Consider the following 23255-nt stretch of genomic DNA (forward strand, 5'->3'; position numbering starts at 1 on the left):
GGAATTTGTCCAATTTTACAAGCATTATCTGTATCAATAAAATAAGTTTTAAATTGATTATTATATTAAGAAAAACGGATATTATCCGGTTTAATATCCTGATGCACCATCCCTCTTTCGTTAATTTGATGAGCCAGGGTTTTGATCAACGAACGGGTAAGATTTAATTTCTCAGCGGATCCATGGGAGAAAATTTAATTTTTCATGGGAGTATCCACAACAGATAATTTATGAAAAGAATCATCTGGGATAAAAATCAATACCTATGACTAAATTATAGAAACAAACCCATCGGAGTATCGAAATTTTTCAACGGTCAATTCGGAAAAACTCTAGAGGCTACTTCTTAATTTTAACTTTTGATAATTGGCTGTTTTTATAGGCGAAAGAAAAATAAACCACCAAACCAATCGCCATCCAAATAACAAAACGCATTAATGTAATAAAAGGCAAATTAATTATAAGATAAGAACAGCTAATCATTCCCAGGATAGGTACATAGGGCATACCTGGTGTTTTGAACGGTCGATGCAGGTCTGGTCGCTTATAGTGCAAATATAAAACACCCGCGCATACCATTAAAAATGCAAATAAGGTACCTATATTCACCAGCTCTGTAAGATCGTGCATCGAAACCAATGCAGCAAATAAACTCATTAAAATACCGCTTATTAAAATTACGCGAATAGGCGTATGCGTGTATGGATTTGTTTGAGAGAAAACCTTGGGCAATAACCCATCCCGAGACATGGCCAACATAATTCGCGTTAAACCATAAAACAAAACCAACATCACGGTAGTTAAGCCAGCTATCGCCCCCACACTAATAAGACTGGCGACTGATTTATATCCCAAAACTAATAAAGCATGACTGATTGGAGATGCAACATTTAGCGTGCTGTAATGTGCGATACCCGTCAACAAGCCTGCAACAATCATATATAAAACGGTGCAAATAAATAAAGACCCTATTATTCCAATTGGTAAATCACGTTGAGGGTTAATCGCCTCTTCAGCAGCAGTGGATACCGCATCAAAGCCAATGTAAGCAAAAAATATCAGCGATGCCCCCTTAACAACCCCTTCCCAACCATAAGGAAAAAAAGGCGACCAGTTTGAGGGATCAACCTCTCCAAGAGCTATCACAATAAACATCAAAATGACTAATAGTTTGATAATTACCATAATGTTATTAACCCGAATGCTTGATTTGACCCCCCAGGTTAATAAAACCATCAGGATAACAATTATGGAACATGCAAGTAGATTAAAAAAACCTCCATTTTCTGGTCCATGTAAGAATACGGCTGGAATATGTATTTTTAGTGCCAAAAAGAAATCATTAGCATAACTACTCCATCCAACAGATACAGCTGAAACTGAAATGGTATATTCAAATAATAAGTCCCAGCCGACAATCCAGGCGACAATCTCTCCAAAACCGGCGTAAGCATACCCATATGCACTACCACAGCCACCAAGAGAAGAGGCCAATTCCGCATAGGATAATGCAGAAAAAATACATGCGAGTCCGGCCAAAATATATGAAAAAATCACTGCGGGGCCAGCATCTGTTGCGGCAACTATTCCGGTTAACACAAAAATTCCAGCACCAATGATAGCGCCAATACCTAAAAGAGTAAGATCGAAAGCAGTTAGACATTTAACCAGGGAAGAACCTTCTTCAAATGATTCACCGATCTCTTTTTTACGAAACAAGTCCATGTTAGTATGCTCTTATTTTTTTATTGTTACACTTAATAAGCAAGGCTCCGCAATTCAAAATGAGGTAAATCCGATCAAATTTAAACTGTGGTATTATCCCCTCCAGGTTATGAGTGAATGAATAAATTGACTGTACGTAATTTCATTGTAGGGCTATTAATTGTATTTTCTTTAAATTCTTTTAGTAGCCCGCCATCAATTTCTAATTCTTCGTCTAATAGTATAGACGAGAATTCACCTATTAATACATTCAAAATATCTCCGGATAATCAAACTTCAAAAAAATCCGATTTGGCCACTGAAGAACCCAAAGGATGTAAGTATTGGCTCTCCTTATTCAAACCTGTTTGTCATCGACTACATCAGGTATGGACTGAAGGGCATACCGACCTTTACCTTTCAGGCTATGCGTGGCACAACAGGTTCACCTACTCAGCCGAACGGATACGAGAAAAAAAATACAATGAACTCGCCTGGGGCGGCGGACTAGGTAAAGGTTTTTTTGATGAAAAAGGGAATTGGCATGGCCTCTATGCTTTCGCATTCCTGGACTCTCATCGTAATGTCGAGCCCACTGCTGGATATGCTTATTTAAGAGTAGCCAATATCACTAAAGAATTTAAAGCAGGATTAGGATTTTCTGTCCTTGTTACAGCGCGACCCGATATCTTTCATAACATTCCTTTTCCGGGAGCTGTACCTTGGGCCGGAATATTTTATAAAAAACTTTCAGTAAAAGCCGCTTATATTCCTGGCTCTTCAACCAACGGGAATGTTTTGTACGTGGTGGGAACCTATTCATTTGATAAATAATTAAATTGGTTTTTATATACAAAAATGGCGTTTTAATTATCTCCCTGATTTTTTTAACAGTTTGTGCTATGTTTTAAGTATACTTACTCAGCATATTTATAAAATGAAACCATTTATAGAACAAGCGCAATTTTATGCAGCCTATCACCAAAACATCAAAACCCGTTATACTCATTTGGCAGGAGTCCCCATTCTCATTTTATCGATAATGATTTTCCTGGGTTTTGTCAAAATAATTATGCCTGGTGTTTTTGCGACGAACCTTGCATTTTTCGCTACATTAGGTGCACTGATTTATTATTTTCGTTTAAATTGGCAATTGGCTTTAGCACTTACCCCCATTCTACTCATTCTGTTATTGATTGCAAATTGGTATAGCCAAGATGGTCCCACTCCTTTTGGCGTTTGGTTTTTTATCATATTTTTTATCATAGGGTTAGGACTACAACTATATGGCCATTATTTGGAAGGTAAAAGACCTGCTTTTATGGATAATTTTTGCCACGCACTAATTGCACCTCTATGCCTGGTTGCGGAACTCTTTTTTATGGCAGGATATATGCAATCGTTAAAAGAACAAATGTATGGTTCTGGAGAAAAGGAGGTCCATTAAGGTTATATCCTGCTGATATGTTGAGAATAAACATTAAAAGATATACGAAAAATTTGGCGGGTTTATCTATTTTGAGCCCGCTTCATTGAAAAAATGTTTCTTAAATAAAGTGGGCTCTCATAAAAGACCATAGTAAATTCGAAGAATAAATGCTATATATTGTTCCCTAAATAACTCATTTCCTACCCATAAAAGACCCTTAATATAACGCGCCATAATACCCCACCATATTCGCGATAGTGATGGTATTGGCATAATTGCTGCACGTACTGTCTTTAGTCATATTCCAGTTAAATATTCCTGCTAAACCGATGTAGGGCGGATATTCAGGATCACAATTTGTTTCCTGAGTATCAATTCCATTTGCAATTTGCTGTTTAGGATAGCCTATTGCAACAAGTGCATCAAAGAAATCATCCCCCCAACCGCCATCACCAAAATAACTTTGAATATTAATTAAATCAAAACTGTTGGCATTTAACATGTTTACCTGTGTTGCGACAATGCCACCTGGTTCATCATTATTTCCAGCAGGGGTAATGGTAAGGTAATAAGGTTTTCCGTCTTGCAGTGCTGCATAATTTAACGCATTCCTTAAATTGGCAACTACCCCATCGAAATTGGCCTGGGGAATAGAACCACTGGAGTCACCTATGCTTTCATCATCAATATCAAGCCCATCCAGATGATTGCTGCGAATAAATTGAATCACGCTGGGTACGAAGATATTGGCTCGATTCACATAGTCATTATTAATGTAGGTCCAATCTTTTTTTCCCCATCCCAGTGAAATTAAAATTTTTATATTAGGATTACCAGCGCGCGCTGATTGTACTAATAAAGCCAAACGTGCAGGCTCGTCAGGCTGGCCTTGTTCATAGGTAAAAATTGCACCGTTTTGTTGTGCATAGGCATGAGCAAAAGCCACAAAAATTGCGCTCACGCGCTTGAAAGGAGGAATGGGGTCTTGATTAGGCGGTAACCACTGTCCTGCACCAGAATTGTAAATTGGGTAATACGTACCCGCGTATGGAAGGGGAAATTCACTACTTGGAAGTGTTTTTGTTGCGCTCACCTTAATACGATTATGTAATACTGGTACAGAACATACTGCCCCATTGTAAGCGCAAATACGCGGCATTAAGGTGAATTCAGCGTTTTGGTTGATTCCTTGTAATGAGATGATAAAGGAACAGGTTGCTCCCGCTGCTAAAGCTGTACAAGTATTATTGAGTAATGTAACCTTCAGAGTACTTATTTTTGTACCATAGTTGGGGTCTATGCTGAGCTTATTCAACATCTTTGACGTATTGTTTTTAGCGGTAAAAGTCACATAAGTTGAACCAGTTTGTGAAATAATTATTGGGCTAGAGCTGCTTGGTGTAATTTCAACGATAGAAGCTGCTTGTGCTGCAGTCAAAGTCAACATCCACCATAAAAAGTACCTCTTGAACATGCTTTTCATCTGATTCATCCTTGTTAACCAAAAGAAACCGCCAGTGTAAAGACGACTCCTTGTGTATAAAGATTTTTAACCGTTAGCCTATCCTTCGACGTTTGTGCTAAGCAATAGCCTAAAGCCCCTTCGCCCAAATTAAAATATTGATAGCCTGCAGTCATGTGATATTGCACATGGTGTTGCTTATCATCCCACAGCAAATAGCCAAGCCCTGCACCCAATGCATAAGAAAAAGTCTGTTTTGTATGATTTTTAAAAGGAACTGAAGGCGCCGCGCTTAAAGAAAGATCGGACGGCTTTTCACGATAAGCATATAAACGATTCCAGCTTGGGCCAATACCGACTAAGGCATAAGGTTTCAAAGCATATTTTGAGTAAATTGCTTTGCCTTCAACCATCAACGAGGCGCTTTTTGCATGAAAATTATAGTTCAAGGTATCAAAAAGCCCTTCGTTGATAAATGGGAATTTCGTTCCATTTACTTGGCCCAGCTTGAAAAAATAACCCGCTATTCCCAAGGAAAACTGATAAAATGAAAACCATGATTTTTCAAAAGTATGATTTGCCCCCAGGCCCCAAAAACCCTGCCAGTTTGTTTTGGTATTCGTTTGGTAAGCATTGGTAATGACCTCATTGACTTCCACCTGAGGTTTATTTTTAAGTGTCGAAAAATGGGGGCCTCCAGAAACAAAAAAACTGATTTGCTTGGCGTCTCCTGAACAGGGGAATATAAAAAAAACACATAAAGGGACAACAAGCTTAATCAGTTTAACTTCCATATCGAATTTAGTCCTTTTGTGCGGTTTTCAAAACACTATTATCTCCAGCGCATCCACTGTTCCAGATATCGGTGCAAGTTCGTTCGGTTCAGCCAGTATCCTCTTTAACCCCAATCTACCTGCGCCTTGTCTAGAATTTATACCTTGACACTATAGAAAGATGTACCTATTTATGCAAACTGGGCCATCCTGATTTTAAAACAATAATGAATTTTTTGATTACGCTTAAAATCCTGATCAATAGTTTGAGCGCTAATATCCTGTATGGAATATTTTTCCTTAAGCGTGTGATCTAATTTAAACTGACGTAAATTGGTTGAAAAATACAAAATGCCGTCGGGATTCAATAACCGCATTGCTGCATTGACTAGCAAAGCATGATCTCTTTGGATATCCAAAACATCACTCATTCGCTTTGAATTAGAAAAGCTAGGTGGATCTAAAAAAATTACATCGAATCGATCTCGAGTAATTTTCATCCACTCTCGGCAATCAGATTGCACAAACTGGTGTTTCGATAAATCAAGATGATTTAACTTAAAATTCTCCTCTGCCCAACGTAAATAAGTATGAGAAAGATCGACATTAGTTGTGAAAGCTCCGGCCAAGGCCGCATGAATGCTCGCGCTTGCTGTATAACAAAAGCAATTAAGAAAACGGGTTCCAGCTTGCAATTTGGCAAAACTTAAGCGAAGCAGTCGATGATCCAGAAATAACCCTGTGTCTAAATAATCATACAAATTAACCAACAGCTTTGCCTGTCCCTCAGTAACAACCAGTGTTTTTCGGCTATGGTTTAGCTTTTGGTATTGGGCACTTCCTTTTTGTTGTTTACGTTGTTTGACCACCAATTTTTCAGGGGCTAAGCCTAGTGCTTTGGGAACAACCTGCATGACTTCCAGGCTGCGCTTTTCTGCTTTAGATACAGAGACACTTGCAGGGGCTGCATATTCTTGTAACACCGCATAGTCATTATAAAGATCGATAGCATATGCATACTCTGGTAAATCAGCATCGTAAACGCGATAACAAGAAATATTATTTTTTCTTGCCCATTTTTCTAAATGGCGATGATTTTTTTCGAGGCGATTTAAAAGCATTTGAGCGTGTTCTGAGACTGAATTACCCATGGCTCCTTTTAGCTCATTAGCAACGTTTATATTCAAAGAATAAACCTTACACTCCAATGCACCGTTATATAGCGTATATTGCTTATGGGCACGTAACCCTAAAGCCTTGGCCAAAATAGGGTTAGACGTCAAAACTGCAGCCTGCCAACCTTGATAACGCTCATGTAATATTCTGCCAAATTGCTGATATAACGGCACAAGGTGGGACACATCACTCAATCGCTCTCCATAAGGCGGATTACATACAACAATTCCCTTTTTCGTTGCAGGATTAATCTCATGCAATGATTGCACGTTAAAATGTACCAATGGAGCGACTCCAGCGCGTTCGGCATTCGAGCGTGCTGCAGCAATCATTTTATGATCGACATCTGTACCTAATAACGTTGTGGGCAAAACTTTAACTTTTTGCAATGCATCTACACGCAGTTTCTCCCATAATGAAGCTTGATGCTGTACCCAATATTGTAATGATTGATCCTGACGCAATAAACCAGGAGCAATATGTGCTGCCATCATTGCCGCCTCAATCACTAAAGTACCTGAACCACAAAAAGGATCATGCAAAGTATAACCCTTTGCAGCTAACTCTGGCCATTTGACTCGCATTAGCAAGGCTGCAGCAACATTCTCTTTCAAAGGAGCAGTACCAGCCTTACTGCGATAACCTCGTTGATGCAAACTGTATCCCGTCAAATCAAAACTTACGGTAATCACATCATTTTTTAAGTAGGCATGAATAAGGATTTGGGGATTTTCTTTATCTACAGATGGGCGCGAGTAATTTAATCGTCTAAAATGATCAACTATTCCATCTTTGACTACCTGTGCCCCAAACATTGTATTGCGGATATGCTCTGAAGTACCATGAAATTCGATTGCTATAGTTTTATCTTGTGAAAATACCGTCTGCCAATGGAATTGAGTACAAAGCTGGTGCAAGGACTGTTCATTTCCCGCATATCCACTAAAAAGAATCAGTTGCACCCTATTTGCTATTCTTGACCAGAGGCATAATTGATATAGCGTTACCAGACTGGCTTCACCATAAACTCCTTGCGGACTTACACGAGTCACCGATAAGCCTAAAGCTTTTAATTCTTCCTCTAATAAATATTCAAGCCCTTTGGGGCAGCTAATGAATAAAGAATATTTCATGCTATAGATGACCTCAAAAAGCGAAAAAGAGCCTTACTGGCACCTAAATTCTTTTCCTTTTGTTGCTCATCCACTGCCTTTTTAATAAGTTGTCTTAAATGCTGGACATCTTCCGGGTGATAAGCTTCTATAAATTCAGTTAGCGCTTCTTTGCCTTCGTTGATTAAGCGGTCACGCCAATGCTCGACTGCATGAAATGATGCAGTTACAGCACTATCTTCCTCAAGCATATGTTCATAAACAGATAAAATTTCTTCGTAATCAGCAGCTCGCATCAATTTACCAATCAATTGGGCTTGCCTTCTTTTAGCCCCATGGCTTTTAATAGACTTTGCGTCAATGATTGCTTTATAGAGGTTATCAGGTAGTGGAAGTAAATTCAGTTTAGTGATACTCAAATCAATAAATTTCACACCCATTTTTTGTAAATAATCGGCTTCTCGTTTTTTCTGTGATTTACTAACTGGTTCATCCATAGGGTTTTATTTTTATCTAAAATTTACTTAATGATACTATATACTTCGCATCACACCAATGGGATGCTTTAAGTATCAACCTTATTCAGCCGCTACCAAAGAAACAGGAACCTTCGTTTGTGTTATTTTTTTGCCAGATCGGGCTCGTAAATAAGTATGGCCTACTGCAAAAAAATTATAAATCAGGATGAATATTAAAAGATCATGTAGCCAGGAAATAGTCAATTGCATAAAAATAGGAATAGTAATAAGGACACCAATACAACCTGAAATGCTTAAGATCATTGTTTTCTTTAAGGGAATTTTATTATGCTTCAAGAATACTAAAGTCGTTAACGGTTGTTGCATCGCTCCAGCTGTAGTCATAATTGGAAAAGCAACTACCGGTGAAATATTCATTAAGAAAAGGACACATTGCACCATAACAAATAGTCCGATTCCAACCGATGTAAGAGCACCACAAACAACCATCGCCGCAAAACCCACGATTAATTTCCATGAATGGAGTTCTGTTAATTCACCGCCCACAGGCAGTAAACGAAACTTATGTGAAAGTAAGAGTATGATAATTAATGCAAAACAGCAAACCATTGACAATCGAATTGCCTGTTTACTTAGATGGCTTACTACAAAGCCGCCCACTAAACCACCAACACAAGTACCAATAATTAAAGTCAAAAGGGTAGTTAAATCTACATCGATTAGGCTTATAAAAAATAAAGATTCAATTGTTCCTGGAATTACTTGAGCCCCATTATTTACTGCTGGCATTTCATCATCACGAAATGTACCCATAATTTTGGCTAATGCGACATTCATCGCAAAACTACCAATACCGACGGTATCTGCAATAAATGCGACGATGCCACTTATGCCTAATTTTAAATATTGCGTTATTGATAAAGGCTCAGATGGCTGTCGAATAAGCTTTAAAATCATCACCGTAGCACAAAGCAGACTTAATAAAAGAACGCTAAGCGTAATAAAAAAAATAACCATTTGACTCCCGACTTAGATAAGATCAAATGCGAATTAAATCCAGCAATTATATACCAAATATATTGCTCAGCAAACAACATATAGAACAAAAAACAAACTCTATGAATCTGGTAAGGCCAAAAAACAAAAGGGGTGTAATTATTTCTTTAAATGATAAAGAAGTAGAATTCCAGCATGATGAGCACTTTTATAGTGAAAATAAGCTCGATATAAAAACCAAGCTTATTTTTATATCGAGCTTTTTATAGTAATCACAGTTTGCCTAAAGCTTACAACGTGTAGTGCCCACACCTACCTGACCAAATATAGTTCGGAGCATTTTCTCATCTACACCCAAATCTTTGCCAGCATAAAGTACACCGCAAGCACCATTCACAAAATCTGTAGTAGGAGTCCAATATTTGCTATTAGCTAATATCATTAGCTCATAAGCTTTTTTAATACCGATATCCTTAGATAATAAATAAAATGCTTTATTAAATACACCACTTGCTGTATGAACAATAAAACTTTGCCTTTCTTGCGGATTGGCAATATGTGACTTCGCATAAGCGACTATTTCTGAATAACTTATGGCACAATAAGCACCATGACTTTGCGCTAATTTTTTATCCAGGCAATCAGCGGAACTACCATCTGAAGAAGGATAATCCATAAACCGCAAAGCCTTGCCAAATGAGTCTCTAACTATGGTCTCTCCGATACCCCAAGTTACGGTATCTGCTTGTAAATAAAGTTTATTGTAAAATTGGGGAAATTTTTCCAGCAGATAAGCGCGAGCAGCTTGACCAGCCATATCAGATAAAGATTCATTAAGAGCCCCAGATTGATCATGATATTCTAAACCGGAATGCTGCTCGGTAAAACCATGTGTCACTTCATGACCAGCAACATCAAGAGAAACCAAAGGATAAAAATCCTGTCCGTCACCAAAGGACATAAATTTGCCATCCCAAAAAGCATTATCATAATGCTCACCAAAATGAACCCGCATGACGAGCTGCATTGGCTTTCCATCAATATGTTGCAGTGCATGAACACCATACCAATCTCGATACATATCCACAATGATATGTCCAAAATAGTAAGCATCATTTGAGGGTGAATAAGCACCGTTTATAATTTCTTCTACATTTTTGTTGCATGGATATTGAAAAGGAGAATCCAGAAGATCACCCCAATCCCATGCTGAAGCAAGATTCACTAATTTCACCTTAGTGGTATCCATGATGCATTGGCTACCATCCTGCTTCACCTCTAAAAAAGGGATGCCTTCTTTTCCGTACCAATATTCATGTACCTTTTCGTTACCACCGGGTCCCGAATCCATGTAGTTTTTTATATTATTCCATTGCTTTGTGATCTCACCGTTTTGAGCATCTACAATAAAAAATGGCCAGGCAGGCTTGTTATCCCTTTGCGTTGTTTTAAATGATACTTGATAAACTAACTTAAGTTCATTATTTTGTACCGCCCGAATTTGTAACTCACTTTGCTCTTCGTCAGCAGGCATCTGCGGATTAAAACTAAACCAGGATTTTTTTGCGATCTCAATCGCCTGCTGCGGACTAACTGCGGGATGGGTATTCAAATGAATCTCATCGAGCAGATGCCCATTAACCTGCGCATTCTCAATCATAATTTGCGCACCAATTACTGGAATTCCCTGGTACATTTGTTGATAACGCGTAATGATCTCTGCATGATCATGAGTCCGACTTACTTGCAGCAAAGTGTTTTCTTCTGCGCTTGATAGTCCATCCTTATAGGCTGCTTTTTTTGCAGATTGTTTCAGGAAAAATTGATTTAAACTATTTAAAGGAGCCTTGTACAAATCCAATTCTTTAACCGCAAATGCATCATATGACATCAAAACAAAGGTAATTCCGAGGATTTTCTTCAACATAAAAATAGCCCAATAAACTTATATTGGCGCCATAATGTCACAAATTTAAACAACTAACAAGTTGTTTGGAATTTACTGTTCCTCAAGAGAGGTGATTTGAACACGAAAAAACAAGATGAATAAAAGGTCCAGCGAATTTGAGCCATTGCCAAATTTGATTAGAGAATCATGCGCTTTCGAATTTTTCTACATAAAAATCCGCGGCAATGCCGCGGAAACAGGGTTCAACAAAATACAAAGTAAATCATAAATCCATTACGGATTTTGACTTAAATCACCAATAACTCCTCCTGGGCAGAATACTATTTCGAAATCCATATTGACATGATTTTGTTGTTGCGGATCAGAGCTATCACAATTAAACGTGCCTGCATGATCATCAAAAGGATAGGAATACGCTGTTGGGCAGGCCTCTTTTAACCACTGAATCGACTCTAATGGAGTTGGTGAAAGCGTCAACTTCCCAGAACCACTTCCACCATTTACCCAATCTGGATTCTGGAAATAAGATTGTTGGGTTTGCCATGTTAAATAAGTCCCATCATTCCAATCCCTGGCACCACAACAGGTTGTATTAGTATTGTTATAACAACTGTCTAGCGAAGCACCATTCGGGACACAGGCATAAAGGCTATAAGCTGTGGTACCAGCCGGGTAAGATTGTGAAGAGTAATTGCTTATTGGGCTATTACAATTAAAAACTGCGCTGGGATTCATTGCTGGATTGGCACCTTTATACGTCACGTTGCCTGAGCACAGCTGGTTAATGGTCCAATAACCAATCAAATTACCGCATGCCAATACAATATTACCGGCGGCGGGGGTCGTTTCAAATGCTAATCCACATACACTAGACAATGCAGGACAAGTGCTACAATCTGTCACCGTTGTTCCATTCGTTACAAAATTAAACAATGGCGAGGACATGGGTGCAGTATACTGCCATGGGCAATTTCCTAACGGTGTAGCAGGTGGATTCTTTGGTCCCTGAGGTGGTGGTGGAGGTGGATACTGAGGGGTGAATGGAGAATATTGCGCTTGAATCGGAGCACCAGCACCAGAGCACACATATGGGGCTGCGGGAGAACTACTCAATGAAGTTTGAGGTCCTAATCCTTTTAACTCAGCAGGAATACTCGCTCCATTAATCAAAGCAATATCGTACCCTCCCTGCGTATTTGCTGTAAATGTCTCTTCTATTCGAGTATAAGGTTCATAGACAGTTCCACTAGGGCACTGAGCATTGCTTCCAGAGGCACAATCACCGGTTGCACATATAAAACTCGAACCTTTTAAAGAACATCCAGTTCTAGGAAAGAATTGCCCATTATAAGAGCCCTGGATAGTAATTGATTTGCTAGCAGATAAATTGCCATCGACTTGAGGCGAGAGAAAATAAGCCAAAGGCGAAGGGTTCGGGGTAGGATCAACACTTCCTGATGGTTGCGACACTCCATACCAAACAGCAAAGGGGCACTGATTTATAAAAGTAACCTTGTGTGTATAACCGGGAGATTGCACTGTTGTAGTGGCTGGCACAACGACCTGATTAGAGTCCGCTGTAACTGTTGCACTTACCGTTAATGAACCGGTAGTCTGTGGTATCACCGAAACAAGCACAGTACAGCTATCGTTTGCAGCAAGCGTAACATTGGAACATCCATCGTATTGGTCTGCTGGTGTCACTGTTGCAGAAGGCCCTGTAGGGGGGAAGGTGACTGCACCTAAAGTCACAGCTGTAGTACATGAGTTTGTAAATTTAAACTGAAGGACGTTGTCTGAATATTGATACGTAGGATTATGAAACGGGATATTTACAGAACCTAACAATTTACATTGTCCGGAGCCATTTACGACCTGGGTGTTTTCTGTTGGATTTACAGTGTTTGCACCATTATTGTAAGTAAATAACCCAGCTACCTTGAGGTTTCCTACTGCATGCGGCGTCAATTGTCCACTGATAGAACAATTCTTGCCTGGAGCAAGGGTTATCGGACCATTAACAGTGCCACAATTGTTTCCATCAGGGACAACAGATACAGTGGCCACACTTTCAGGGGTTGCTGACAAAAGGTTAGTACCAGCCATATTACCAGCATAACCGGTGATACTTGTCGAACCGTTATTTGTATATGTGACCTTAAAAATAGGCTGCTGTTCCGGATTACTTAAAGTGAATTGTGCGGGTAAGTTTGTGATATCACCTACCACATCCGGTTGATTTTCAACTACTTTAGTTTTTCCTGTAGGGTTTACAGTATTGTTCCCATTATTAAAAGTAAATAACCCGGCTACAATAAGATTTCCTACAGCATGTGGCGTCAATCGTCCACTTATAGAGCAACTCGCCCCCGGAGCAAGGGTAATTGGGTTGTTACTCTTTCCACAACTGTTTCCACCTGCTACAACAGACACGGTAGCAACACTTTCAGGAGCTGCAGACAAAAGATTGGTTCCCGCTGGAGTACCTGCATAACCAGTTACACTGGCAGAGCCTTTATTTGTATAGGTCACCGTAAACACAGGCTGCTGTTCTGGATTGCTGAGTGTGAATTCCGCAGGCAAATTACTGATAGTTCCCATCACATTTGATTGATTATCAGTGACTGATGTATTTAATCTGGATAATCTGATTACGTTATTATTGTATTCATAGTTCATCTGGATGGAAGATGGAGTCGCATCAGTGGCAGTAAATCGAATGGTAACCTGGCAATTACCACCGGGTTTAACCGTCACATTATTACACGTGTCTGTAATAGCAAACGTACCCCCGATTTTATTAAACTGGGTATGAAGGACCACTGGTCTTGGGAATCTTGGATTCACAGTCAAAGTGTAAACCACAGAGGTTGTTTCACCAGGGTTTACCTGAGGGAAGCCTGTTTTTGGAGAAAGAGACCAGGCAACAGGATCGACTGCTGCATATCCCTTCATTAAAACCATTGACAATAATAGTGCAGTATTAGTGCGCATAATATCCATACTCATCCTTCACAATCGTTAAACTATTAATAAGCTTATGTTCCTACTTCAAGCTACTTCATATACGTATTTCGTTAATCACCGATCTTGTGCCATAGTTATCCAATTAAAATCCTTTATTAATTTATGAGATAAGTTACACCAAAAAGAAGGGTATTTGTTTGGTATGAATCCAATCGTAAAGACTCCCCAGCCCATGTATACTGCCCCTTTCCTGATGAGAAATCACCGAATGACTCGAACTCATATCCTGCTGAAAATAACCAATTTGGCATGAATAAGAAATCTAAACCAGCACCAACATGGTAGGTAAATTGAGTTAAAGTATGATTCGCATATGCGGGACTAACTCGGGGTGTTATGCCTGGCAAAGCAGTCTCATCAAATGATCGCGCTTCATTAAAAGAGACTCCCAACCCACCGTTGACGTAAGGTGAAAATTTTGAAAAATTAAATAAATTCAATTTAGTATCAGCAGTTAATGCGAGCGTAGAAAGTTTCCAGTCATAACTGTAGTTAAGAAATTCTGGCAAACTATATTGCATAATGGTATCGCCTACATTAGCGGAAAACACATACTGCAAACGCCCACTTAAAGTATAATGGTTGATCAATGAGGACTGGGTGGCAATTCGATCACCAACAGTTAACGCAATAGTACCCTGGTTAGACTGATTTACAGAATAAACATCAACATTTGCTGGAGGTGGAAAATTAGACCCGTTATCGACCAGGATGTTACTTTGGCTTAAAGGGAAAACTACCCCTCCCTGTAATTGAACAAACCAATGATTATATTCTAGCGAGCAATCCTTACATTTAATCTTATCTTTAGTTTCATCTCTAAAGCGATATTGGGTTGACTGCGATATTTGCTTAACCTGTTCTTTATTATGGTGTTTCGATTTAAGTGGTGTAGTTTCCGTGGAATTAAATTTTTGATATTTAGCACGTGTAATCGAGTGATCAGGCGGTGTATTTGAAGCCAATTGATGAAGAGCTTGAAGTGTTTTGAATGGTCCAATATACACTATATATAATTTTTTTTTCCTTTTAATCTTGGCATTATAACCTTTTACGTGCAACTTGGACTGCATTATCCGTGCATTTTTTTGACTTGAATAAGAACCAATATAAACAGTATAGGGTGCTGATGATTTATTATTTACCTTGGGAATATTACTAAAACCCCATATAGCTGTTCCAGCATAGGCTAGGCAACCTCCAAAATTAAGTGCCGCTATAAGAGATGCGGTTAAGAAAAATTTTTTAGCCATAATCCATCCATAGACATTTCAAAACACAAAGTTAACTAATATATTCTTGATACTCTTAAAATACAACAAGTCATTAACAAAAAGCGCTAAAAAACCAGGTGGTTATACAATCAACCCTAAAAATAATTTATGATATCGCACAATCTAATCCGACCAATATTTTTCCAATCTTTGGCACGCCTAAAGCTTCCCAATAATTGATAAGAATGGTGCGGACCTCCGATTCATTTCAGGCATAGAAGTTTTAAACCATTAAGGATGATGCATATGATGTTTATAAAAAAGAATACCCTTCTCTTCCTCGGTCTTTGTTCTACTTTTTCCCTGACTCATGCAGGAATAGTGGAGCGTTATGTACAACACATGCAAGAAGAAAAGGCGCCATTAATCGCAGAAAAAAGCATTCAGCTTGCTTATTTTAAGCAATTAATCGATCACAACAACCCTGCTACAGGTACTTTTTCTCAACGGTACTATATTGATGAAACATACGGGCCTAAAGATGATTCACCCGTCTTTTTTTATATTTGTGGCGAATCTGCGTGCAGCAAACGCGCACTGAATGGAGCGATTAGAAATTATGCCCAAAAATTTAATGCCAAATTGGTTGCACTAGAACATCGTTATTATGGTGAAAGCCTACCCCTTAACTCATTATCAACCAATGACTTACGCTATTTAACGACAGAAGCTGCGCTGGATGATTTGGCCTATTTCCAGCGCCATTTAACAAGTGAAAAGAATTGGCATGGAAAATGGGTTGCTTTTGGAGGCTCTTACCCCGGTTCCTTGTCCGCATATTATCGCTTGAAATATCCTTATTTAGTTGTAGGCGCATTAGCATCTTCAGCCCCTGTCATGGCTAAGGAAAATTTCATCGAATATGATGCTCATGTTACCCAAGTTGCTGGTTTACAATGTGCCAATCAAATGCGCGAAGTAGTCACTCAGGTAGAAACAAGCTTAAAAGATACTGTGACATTTGCTCAAATAAAGTCGCTTTTTGATGCTGCCGCAGTTGAGGATCCCGTTGACTTTTTATATTTAATTGCAGATACTGGCGCTGCTGCAGTGCAATATGGAATGCGCGATGCATTTTGCTCAAGTCTTTCTGAACATCCAACACCACTTGAAGGTTACGCATACTTTGCTAAAAAACTTTATAAGGATATGGCTACTACCGCTGTAGAAATGACCGCTCAAGGTGCTATGAGTGAAAATCCACAGGATTATCAAAATGGCTTAGGGATGCGTCAATGGTACTATCAATCTTGTAAAGAATATGGATATTGGCAAAATGCGAATCCCAACCCAGCTCTTTCTACGCGCTCATCCTTGATTAACCTGGATTATCATTACAATGTGTGTCAACGGTTGTTCGGTCTGACGGAGCCTGCCCATACGGCAGAGCTTAACAATACCTTTTATTTTCCCTTAATGAACATACTGGCTTCCAATATTTATTTTACAAATGGAGAAAATGATCCCTGGTCTACTTTGTCTCTGGCAGAAAGAAATGGTAATGCGACTAATCCGAGATTGACCTATCAATTAATTCAGGGGGAAGCTCATTGCAATGATTTACGCACCCCCTCCTCAGTAGACTCTGATTCGCTAAAGGATGCACGGAAAAAAATGGAATCCTTGTTAACTGAGTGGCTTAAGTAATGTAAGTTCGACTTAAGGCACTGCATTTATATGGTTTCCATTCCAAATAAGGACCGTACCATGACTTTATTTTTATGCCCTCGTTATGTAAGTCCAGGCAATCGCTCTAAAGCCTGGCATTTATCTAATACATCAATAAAATCAGCGGGAGACAATGATTTTATTTTTTCGCTAATAGGTAATTGAAGTATGTGGGGGGGTATTTCCTGTACCCCTTTATTTTTTAGCTCCTGTACAATCTGAGCATTTAAGGCCTTGATCGCTTTAACCGTACAAATACCCACAAATGGGGAACAAATAATCATAGCGGGACTTCTCCATTTAGCCTGGTAATGCTTCTGAGCGCGAGTCCCGGAGTGAAAGTCACCACGATGAAGAGGCCCAATTAATTTCGTATCATGAATTTCACGTTGAAGCACAGCAAATTTGTTTTCTAATTGTTGTAACCAATCATCGCCAAAATATTTTTTTAGCACCCTTTTTGTTTCATCATTTTGAATGAATTTATCCAGTTTAATTCTATATTCTTCACTATACAAAAATTCTGTTAAAACAAATTCATCTTTTCGATAATTCATATGTGGCACCATAGGTTCGCCTTTCATTGCCTTAACTTCAAAAACCATATCAGGATAAGCAGTAAGTTCTTTAGAAAAACCTTCCTCTGATGCTTTTTTGGCATCCTTATAAATTTGGGACAAAAGGGAAGAATCAATTATTAAACCCATGCGTTCCAATAGCGACAAATCAGATATAAGAGATGCAAGATCAAATAAAGCCCCGCGTTTGGCTAAAGTTATATTTTCATATTGACTAAAACGAATTTCATGCCAGTGCCTCGATTTAAACGTTAAACGCATTAACAAGCGATTGACCTTAAAGCTGACTCCTGTGTCTTGCTGTTTTAACTTCCCTAACTCCAGTAATTTTTGGTTTAACTCCATATTCCCAATTGATTTTTCTAAAAAGGATACAACCCGGTTTTTTTCCGCAGCACCCAATTCAAGAGGTGGTTCGGAGGATATGGCGATTAATCTATCTAATAAGCATAGGGTATCTAAATCATCACTGCTCATTCCTATTGCTTGAATTATTTCTTCTCTTTTCATAAATCACCTGCCTCAACAAATGAGTAATACCGAAGCATAATTTCTTCTACCAAATTATTAACGAAATTAATGAGCATGCTAGGAAATAATTCATCATTGATGTTTTCTTGAGCTTGAAAAAGTAAATACTGTTGGGCAATAAAATTGATCATTTCATTAATTTGTTCGGGTTTAGCCAAATAAAAAAAACAATCCGGTAACGCGATCACAATTTTATTAATTAATTTTTGGGCAACAGTATCTGAAATACCTAGAACAAATGATATGGCAGAAGTTGTATGGTATTTAGCGCGTATATTTGCTTCGCAATATTGATCGACAATATTATAAATCTCTTTGGCTGATTGCTCTTTTCTTGGGTGCATAGGTGTTACTCCTATTCACTTGCATATATCCATTTAAGTTATCCCTAATAATCCAATTTTCTGGAATACTGCATCAAGCAAATAATCCAAGTTGTATTATATCTCAGAATCTACCACTGCGGAAGTCATCCATGGCTTGTATTATCTCTTCCTGGTTATTCATTACAAAAGGCCCATGCCTCATTATGGGTTCATGAATTCGAGCAGCTGCAATCATAATACATTGGCAGGCAGTCTCACCTCTTAAAAGTAAAACATCGCCTGAACCTAATTTTGCCAGAGTGTCGTGTTGAACCAGTTGTTCATCAATATGAACCGTTCCCGAAATAACGAGAAGAATAGCCTGATAATCATTAGGAATATGTTGTTGCACACTCGCACCAGGAGGTAAAATAATATCAAAAAATAATGGGTTCGTTGCAATGCCGTTAATGGGCGAACGTGTACCTAAATCCGTTTGACCGGCAATAACCTTAATTTGAGCCCCGGAATCATTTGTTTCTATGGGTAATTGCGCGCTCAACATTTCTTGATAACGTGCCGGCTTCATTTTTTCTGCAGCAGGTAAATTTAACCATAGCTGCAAACCGTGTAATCGACCATTAGCTGAAGGCATTTCAGAATGAACAATTCCTTTTCCTGCAGTCATCCACTGAACATCTCCTGCACTAATAACTCCTTTATGACCTTTATTGTCTTCATGAGTAATACTGCCATCAAGCAAATAAGTGATTGTTTCAAAACCACGATGAGGATGATCAGGAAAGCCTGCCATGTAGTCCAATGGATCAGCACTATTGAAATAATCAAGTAAGAGCAGAGGTTCAAAATCATTGGTTCGCTCTATACCAATATATCGCTGTAATTTCACACCAGCGCCCTCGCGCACTAAAATGCCTTTAATTAATCGCTCTACTTTAATTTCGCGCATGAATACACTCCATGTTGCAAACGACTCTAAATTCCAAATCTCTCCTATAGCATAGCCCAAAATAACCAAAAATTTGAATTTGCCTACCAAAATTACAATTGATTTATTGCCCGTTCACAACTTCATCGAATTGCCAGCTTAATCCGAGCATTAAATTTTATTGAAATATACCCTAATTTTCTCGAGTTAACTTATTAAAAATAATCACATATTTGTACAATATATATCACATATAAACACAATGAATTGTACAAATGATTTTCATGATGATTAAAATACAAAACAAATGGCTAAATACAGAGGTGCTGTATTATGAGTATCAAACGAATTGCTAATCGAGAAGAAAATCCCAAAATTACCAAACTGAACGATTATATTGATAAATACAACCAAATGGAATTAAAGCCTGGCGCTAAATTAATATTACAGAAAATTGATGCGATGAGAACCCAGATTTATTCGGATGCTGAATCCAGAAATCAGGGTAATTTTATGGAATGGTACCTTACTGATCCGGTTAGAACTGAAATATCGCGCCAACAATTAGGTCAAGATAAAAATCTTATTTTTATCGAGGAATCAAAAGGCCAGATAAAAAATTTAACTCGCTCTAACTGGGAAAAAATGACCAAACCCATGATAGGAAAGCGTTCTGAGAACTACTGTAACATGGATAATCTTATCCATGATGTGGAAACTGCCAATCAAAACGTGAAAGCACACCCCAGCCCTCAGGCTCTTTTCAATCTGAAAAATGCTTTGGAAGCATTACAACATCAAACTCTTTTGATAATAAATAATGACATTCATCACAACAAGCCAAACATGAAGAGACATTTTGAGGCCCTTCTGAATACCACCAATCATCTTTTAAAGGAATTAGTCCATAGTAATCCAGAATTAATAAGTACTCCCAAGCAGGAATATACCTCTTTAATCCAATCCCTGATTGCTGAAGATCCAAAGTCCCAGGAAGAACTTATTCGCAAGCTATTCACCACCCAAGAGCAACTCTCATTAAATGGATTCAATGTCACTTATCTTGGTGGCGGAAATAATAAAAACTGGCTGGCTAGGAATGAAGAAACCGGGGAACAATGTATTATAAGATTGGAAAAAGCGAATGATCCTAAAACGGATTATAATTTAGTGGAAGAAATGAAGAACGATGAAACCATCAAAAACAATCTTGCCCAAGATTATTTTTATTGTCCAGTAATTTTACCCACTCAGATAAAATACCATGCGGACAAGCCTGTAAATGTCGCTGTTTCAGAGTTTTGCCAAGATGGCGACATTCGTAGTCATCACTTGAGAACAATCGCAACTACACCAGAAAACGAAAAAAGCAGTACTCGTTGTTCTGGGACCCTTGACGCAATAGAGCAAATAGCAAGGGTTGCTTCTGATTTTAATAAAAAAGGCATGGCCTATATGGATATTAAGGCAACAAACTTTCTCAGAAGAGACAATGAACAATTGATAACAGCAGATATAAAGTCTGTTGTCCGTACAAATGAAAAAAATCAGGTTTCTCTGACCGATATCAGCACCACCTTTGGGCCTCCTGAATACAACTTTGGGGATGAAAGTTATGTGGAGGCAGATTCTTACATGGCGTATCAAATAGGCTTGGTTGCATACGATTTAATGGTCAGCACCCAAGAACATGATGCTCAGCATATCATTTTAGATAAGCTGGCACGAAGGGAACCATTAGATTTTGATTTACCTGTTTTTAATACACCGGAAGGTAAGGAAATTAAAGTGCTCATTGAAACCATGCTGGATCCCAAACCTGGTTATAGACCTTCCCTAAATATGATTAGTGGGATAGCCCATGATTTAAGATTGCAGCACGGATTTGTTTCTGAAACGGGTGAAAAGTTAAAACAAAATGACTTCAAAGAGGAACAGGCTAATGGACTCACTACTAGCCAAGTTATTTCACCACAAACAAATAGTGCAGAATACAGCAATAAAAATATATCTGCCCAGGAGTTTTCCAAACAGTTTAAGCATGAGTATCGAAATATTATTCGAAAAACCGAAGAACCATTTGAAGAACTTTTAGAAGAAGAGCCGGATCAAACCATGGTTCTTGGTCGATAAAAATTAAATGTCGTGGCGGTAAAACCTAATATTCAAAGCAAATTTTAATAAGTTAAATTAAGGAACTAATTTATGATTATCCAGAACTCCCCTTCAAGATTAGAAGAACTTCTTTCCCAACTGAAAATTTCAAACTTTCAGACAAATACAGATAAGGCAGCACAGTGGATCAGAGCAAATATTATGAGTGATTTCCCTGAAAATGCAGATACAACAAAAATTAAAGAAGTTTTTAATGCATATCAGGAGTTAAACCAGCAAAAAAATTTGAATTCTATAGTAGATAAAAGTTCAGGCTATAATGTGGTGCATCAAGCGGCAAAATTAGGTTTTGATCGCTTTCTGGAAAAATGTCATGACAAATTTGTACCAAAATTATTAAATATGCAATCGACAATGGGGCATACTGCCTTACACCTGGCGGCTCTGGAAGGACATTATCCCACTTTGAAATTACTGTTAGAAAGAGGCGCTGAACCCAATATTGTCAATAATCAGCATAAATACCCGATTCATCTCGCCGCGGTGATGAGAGGTAATAATGATATGAAAAAAAGATGTATCCATGATTTGCTGTTCAAAACGAATGAAAATGCATTGATTTCAAGCGACCTTGTTGGCAGAACTTTACTCCATGCCGTAATCAATTTTGAGGATCCCGATTTGGTGAAAACAATATTGGCAAAATGCCCGAGTTTGATAAATTCAGTGGATAACCTAGGTCAAAACGTATTACATCATACGCTGATTTATAAAAATGATAAACTGCTTGATTATTTTTTAAGCCTAAATGAAGTTGATAAATTGCTTGCAAAAAAAACCAACAATTATTCCACAGCACTCATATTAGCCTGCCGTTACGGGAATGAGAAAACAGTATCCAAATTACTGGAACATTCAAAGATAATAGAAATAATCAATCATAAAGATGAACATCAAAGAACAGCAATACAATGGGCTGAGCTCAATGGTAATGAAACCTCGGTCAGTCTCCTTAAAGAAAAAGGGGCTCGGTTTGAGAAGAGCAAACAAGGTGTATCAAGCTTGAGATATTAACAAGGAATAGCCACTAATCGGCAGCATCGATATTCTTCAAGTAACTAGTACGCCCTGTTGCAAATATAGTTAAGCCACCAGTCTCGTGGTTATCCTATCATTAATCCTTATCTGGATATGATAACTTCGTCTGGGGTCTAACATCTGTAATTTGCAACTTCAATCAAATTTCCATCAGGATCACGAAACCAAACAGACTCCATTTCTCCTAAAGTTCCAGAAATTACAGCAGGTTCCTTTTCAAGTGTAATATGATGTTTTCTGAGTATATTGACTACATCAATTATTGGCGTTTCTGTAACAAAACAGATATCAGCCGATCCTGGCGTAGCATTCAAGGCTTTAGGTTCAACTCTTTACCTGCTAAATGAACATGCAGGCGCTGATCACCAAAACGGGCTGCGTTGCAAAAAATATAAAAGCTACAAAAACACAAACTCAGGGCGTAGTTCAGCTATATACATGAAATAACTGGTTAATAAATGACACATCATTCCGATTGCCATACATCCAAATATTAAATTGTCCTTTTTTAAACATTCGCATCACTTCAAACCCTTTAATGGTGGCATTAGCCGTTTTCATGGATTGAAACCCTCTAGCTGGATTAATAAGTCGCTTTAGTTTTCCGTGATCTGATTCATGTCGGTTATTACGATATTTAATTTGGTGATGTTCTACTCGCTGAGAGAAG

Annotated in this window: 19 protein-coding genes; 5 read left to right on the forward strand and 14 right to left on the reverse strand. The window is 38.4% G+C overall.

Translation table 11 applies throughout. From position 1 onward, the window contains the following. Positions 1-339: 339 nt before the first annotated feature. Complete coding sequence (locus EKG34_RS16125) at positions 340-1725, reverse strand: amino acid permease (RefSeq protein WP_003633773.1); 1386 nt, start codon at positions 1723-1725, stop codon at positions 340-342. A gap of 117 nt (positions 1726-1842) precedes the next feature. Between EKG34_RS16125 and pagP the strand changes: the two genes are divergently transcribed. Next, the gene (pagP, locus tag EKG34_RS16130; protein ID WP_003633776.1) at positions 1843-2538 is read left to right on the forward strand and encodes a lipid IV(A) palmitoyltransferase PagP; all 696 of its coding nucleotides are present in this window, start codon (positions 1843-1845) and stop codon (positions 2536-2538) included. Between the two features lie 103 nt (positions 2539-2641). After that, on the forward strand, positions 2642-3151 hold the full coding sequence (locus EKG34_RS16135; protein WP_003633777.1) for an Mpo1 family 2-hydroxy fatty acid dioxygenase: 510 nt from the start codon (positions 2642-2644) through the stop codon (positions 3149-3151). Positions 3152-3350: 199 nt separating this feature from the next. Here the strand turns inward: EKG34_RS16135 and EKG34_RS16140 are convergent, their stop codons facing one another. The 8 genes from EKG34_RS16140 to EKG34_RS16180 form a co-directional block, all read right to left on the reverse strand. Next, a complete protein-coding gene (locus tag EKG34_RS16140) occupies positions 3351-4616 on the reverse strand; it encodes a glycosyl hydrolase family 18 protein (RefSeq protein ID WP_003633779.1) in 1266 nt (421 codons plus the stop codon). A 14-nt stretch (positions 4617-4630) separates the two neighbouring features. After that, the gene (locus EKG34_RS16145) at positions 4631-5389 is read right to left on the reverse strand and encodes an outer membrane beta-barrel protein (protein ID WP_003633781.1); all 759 of its coding nucleotides are present in this window, start codon (positions 5387-5389) and stop codon (positions 4631-4633) included. Positions 5390-5559: 170 nt separating this feature from the next. Beyond that, complete coding sequence (gene rlmKL, locus EKG34_RS16150; RefSeq protein ID WP_003633784.1) at positions 5560-7677, reverse strand: bifunctional 23S rRNA (guanine(2069)-N(7))-methyltransferase RlmK/23S rRNA (guanine(2445)-N(2))-methyltransferase RlmL; 2118 nt, start codon at positions 7675-7677, stop codon at positions 5560-5562. Next, on the reverse strand, positions 7674-8153 hold the full coding sequence (gene yjgA / locus EKG34_RS16155) for a ribosome biogenesis factor YjgA (RefSeq protein WP_003633785.1): 480 nt from the start codon (positions 8151-8153) through the stop codon (positions 7674-7676). The genes rlmKL and yjgA overlap by 4 nt, the downstream gene beginning before the upstream one ends. A gap of 81 nt (positions 8154-8234) precedes the next feature. Continuing rightward, complete coding sequence (locus EKG34_RS16160; protein ID WP_003633787.1) at positions 8235-9152, reverse strand: TSUP family transporter; 918 nt, start codon at positions 9150-9152, stop codon at positions 8235-8237. Between the two features lie 262 nt (positions 9153-9414). Continuing rightward, entirely contained in the window at positions 9415-11058 is a 1644-nt protein-coding gene (locus tag EKG34_RS16170) for a M4 family metallopeptidase (protein WP_003633790.1), read from the reverse strand. A 255-nt stretch (positions 11059-11313) separates the two neighbouring features. Further along, positions 11314-14043 (reverse strand): thaumatin family protein, encoded by a 2730-nt coding sequence (locus tag EKG34_RS16175; protein WP_003633792.1) that lies wholly within the window; start codon positions 14041-14043, stop codon positions 11314-11316. Between the two features lie 119 nt (positions 14044-14162). Next, positions 14163-15320, reverse strand: a complete 1158-nt coding sequence (locus tag EKG34_RS16180) for an SPOR domain-containing protein (protein ID WP_012978726.1) — start codon at positions 15318-15320, stop codon at positions 14163-14165. 267 nt (positions 15321-15587) lie between these two features. Here EKG34_RS16180 and EKG34_RS16185 point away from each other — a divergent pair, with 267 nt between their 5' ends. Beyond that, positions 15588-16988 (forward strand): S28 family serine protease, encoded by a 1401-nt coding sequence (locus EKG34_RS16185; protein WP_012978725.1) that lies wholly within the window; start codon positions 15588-15590, stop codon positions 16986-16988. 83 nt (positions 16989-17071) lie between these two features. Here EKG34_RS16185 and EKG34_RS16190 read toward each other — a convergent pair whose 3' ends face one another. The 3 genes from EKG34_RS16190 to EKG34_RS16200 all read right to left on the reverse strand — a co-directional run bounded on the left by EKG34_RS16190 (position 17072) and on the right by EKG34_RS16200 (position 19393). Beyond that, entirely contained in the window at positions 17072-18097 is a 1026-nt protein-coding gene (locus EKG34_RS16190) for a hypothetical protein (RefSeq protein ID WP_003633799.1), read from the reverse strand. Then, the gene (locus EKG34_RS16195; RefSeq protein ID WP_003633801.1) at positions 18094-18462 is read right to left on the reverse strand and encodes a hypothetical protein; all 369 of its coding nucleotides are present in this window, start codon (positions 18460-18462) and stop codon (positions 18094-18096) included. Before EKG34_RS16195 ends, EKG34_RS16190 begins: the two co-directional genes overlap by 4 nt. 103 nt (positions 18463-18565) lie before the next feature. After that, the gene (locus EKG34_RS16200; protein ID WP_003633802.1) at positions 18566-19393 is read right to left on the reverse strand and encodes a pirin family protein; all 828 of its coding nucleotides are present in this window, start codon (positions 19391-19393) and stop codon (positions 18566-18568) included. Positions 19394-19705: 312 nt separating this feature from the next. Between EKG34_RS16200 and EKG34_RS16205 the strand changes: the two genes are divergently transcribed. Then, positions 19706-21505: a hypothetical protein gene (locus tag EKG34_RS16205; RefSeq protein ID WP_003633805.1), complete on the forward strand. Its 1800-nt coding sequence runs from the start codon at positions 19706-19708 to the stop codon at positions 21503-21505. Positions 21506-21577: 72 nt separating this feature from the next. Further along, positions 21578-22561 (forward strand): ankyrin repeat domain-containing protein, encoded by a 984-nt coding sequence (locus EKG34_RS16210; RefSeq protein WP_003633806.1) that lies wholly within the window; start codon positions 21578-21580, stop codon positions 22559-22561. A gap of 137 nt (positions 22562-22698) precedes the next feature. Here EKG34_RS16210 and EKG34_RS16215 read toward each other — a convergent pair whose 3' ends face one another. Both EKG34_RS16215 and EKG34_RS16220 read right to left on the reverse strand, forming a co-directional pair. Continuing rightward, entirely contained in the window at positions 22699-22899 is a 201-nt protein-coding gene (locus EKG34_RS16215) for a VOC family protein (RefSeq protein WP_223800086.1), read from the reverse strand. A gap of 112 nt (positions 22900-23011) precedes the next feature. After that, the coding region (locus EKG34_RS16220) for a DDE-type integrase/transposase/recombinase (protein ID WP_130560097.1) at positions 23012-23255 on the reverse strand (244 nt) is incomplete at its 5' end.

The organism is Legionella longbeachae (genome assembly GCF_004283175.1).
GTDB classification, from domain to species: domain Bacteria; phylum Pseudomonadota; class Gammaproteobacteria; order Legionellales; family Legionellaceae; genus Legionella; species Legionella longbeachae.

Excerpts from the sequence above, each read along its gene's own strand:
- EKG34_RS16125 (WP_003633773.1), bottom strand. The coding sequence starts at position 1,725 with ATGGACTTGTTTCGTAAAAAAGAGATCGGTGAATCATTTGAAGAAGGT.
- pagP (WP_003633776.1), top strand. The coding sequence starts at position 1,843 with ATGAATAAATTGACTGTACGTAATTTCATTGTAGGGCTATTAATTGTA.
- EKG34_RS16135 (WP_003633777.1), top strand. The coding sequence starts at position 2,642 with ATGAAACCATTTATAGAACAAGCGCAATTTTATGCAGCCTATCACCAA.
- EKG34_RS16140 (WP_003633779.1), bottom strand. The coding sequence starts at position 4,616 with ATGAAAAGCATGTTCAAGAGGTACTTTTTATGGTGGATGTTGACTTTG.
- EKG34_RS16145 (WP_003633781.1), bottom strand. The coding sequence starts at position 5,389 with ATGGAAGTTAAACTGATTAAGCTTGTTGTCCCTTTATGTGTTTTTTTT.
- rlmKL (WP_003633784.1), bottom strand. The coding sequence starts at position 7,677 with ATGAAATATTCTTTATTCATTAGCTGCCCCAAAGGGCTTGAATATTTA.
- yjgA (WP_003633785.1), bottom strand. The coding sequence starts at position 8,153 with ATGGATGAACCAGTTAGTAAATCACAGAAAAAACGAGAAGCCGATTAT.
- EKG34_RS16160 (WP_003633787.1), bottom strand. The coding sequence starts at position 9,152 with ATGGTTATTTTTTTTATTACGCTTAGCGTTCTTTTATTAAGTCTGCTT.
- EKG34_RS16170 (WP_003633790.1), bottom strand. The coding sequence starts at position 11,058 with ATGTTGAAGAAAATCCTCGGAATTACCTTTGTTTTGATGTCATATGAT.
- EKG34_RS16175 (WP_003633792.1), bottom strand. The coding sequence starts at position 14,043 with ATGGATATTATGCGCACTAATACTGCACTATTATTGTCAATGGTTTTA.
- EKG34_RS16180 (WP_012978726.1), bottom strand. The coding sequence starts at position 15,320 with ATGGCTAAAAAATTTTTCTTAACCGCATCTCTTATAGCGGCACTTAAT.
- EKG34_RS16185 (WP_012978725.1), top strand. The coding sequence starts at position 15,588 with ATGATGTTTATAAAAAAGAATACCCTTCTCTTCCTCGGTCTTTGTTCT.
- EKG34_RS16190 (WP_003633799.1), bottom strand. The coding sequence starts at position 18,097 with ATGAAAAGAGAAGAAATAATTCAAGCAATAGGAATGAGCAGTGATGAT.
- EKG34_RS16195 (WP_003633801.1), bottom strand. The coding sequence starts at position 18,462 with ATGCACCCAAGAAAAGAGCAATCAGCCAAAGAGATTTATAATATTGTC.
- EKG34_RS16200 (WP_003633802.1), bottom strand. The coding sequence starts at position 19,393 with ATGCGCGAAATTAAAGTAGAGCGATTAATTAAAGGCATTTTAGTGCGC.
- EKG34_RS16205 (WP_003633805.1), top strand. The coding sequence starts at position 19,706 with ATGAGTATCAAACGAATTGCTAATCGAGAAGAAAATCCCAAAATTACC.
- EKG34_RS16210 (WP_003633806.1), top strand. The coding sequence starts at position 21,578 with ATGATTATCCAGAACTCCCCTTCAAGATTAGAAGAACTTCTTTCCCAA.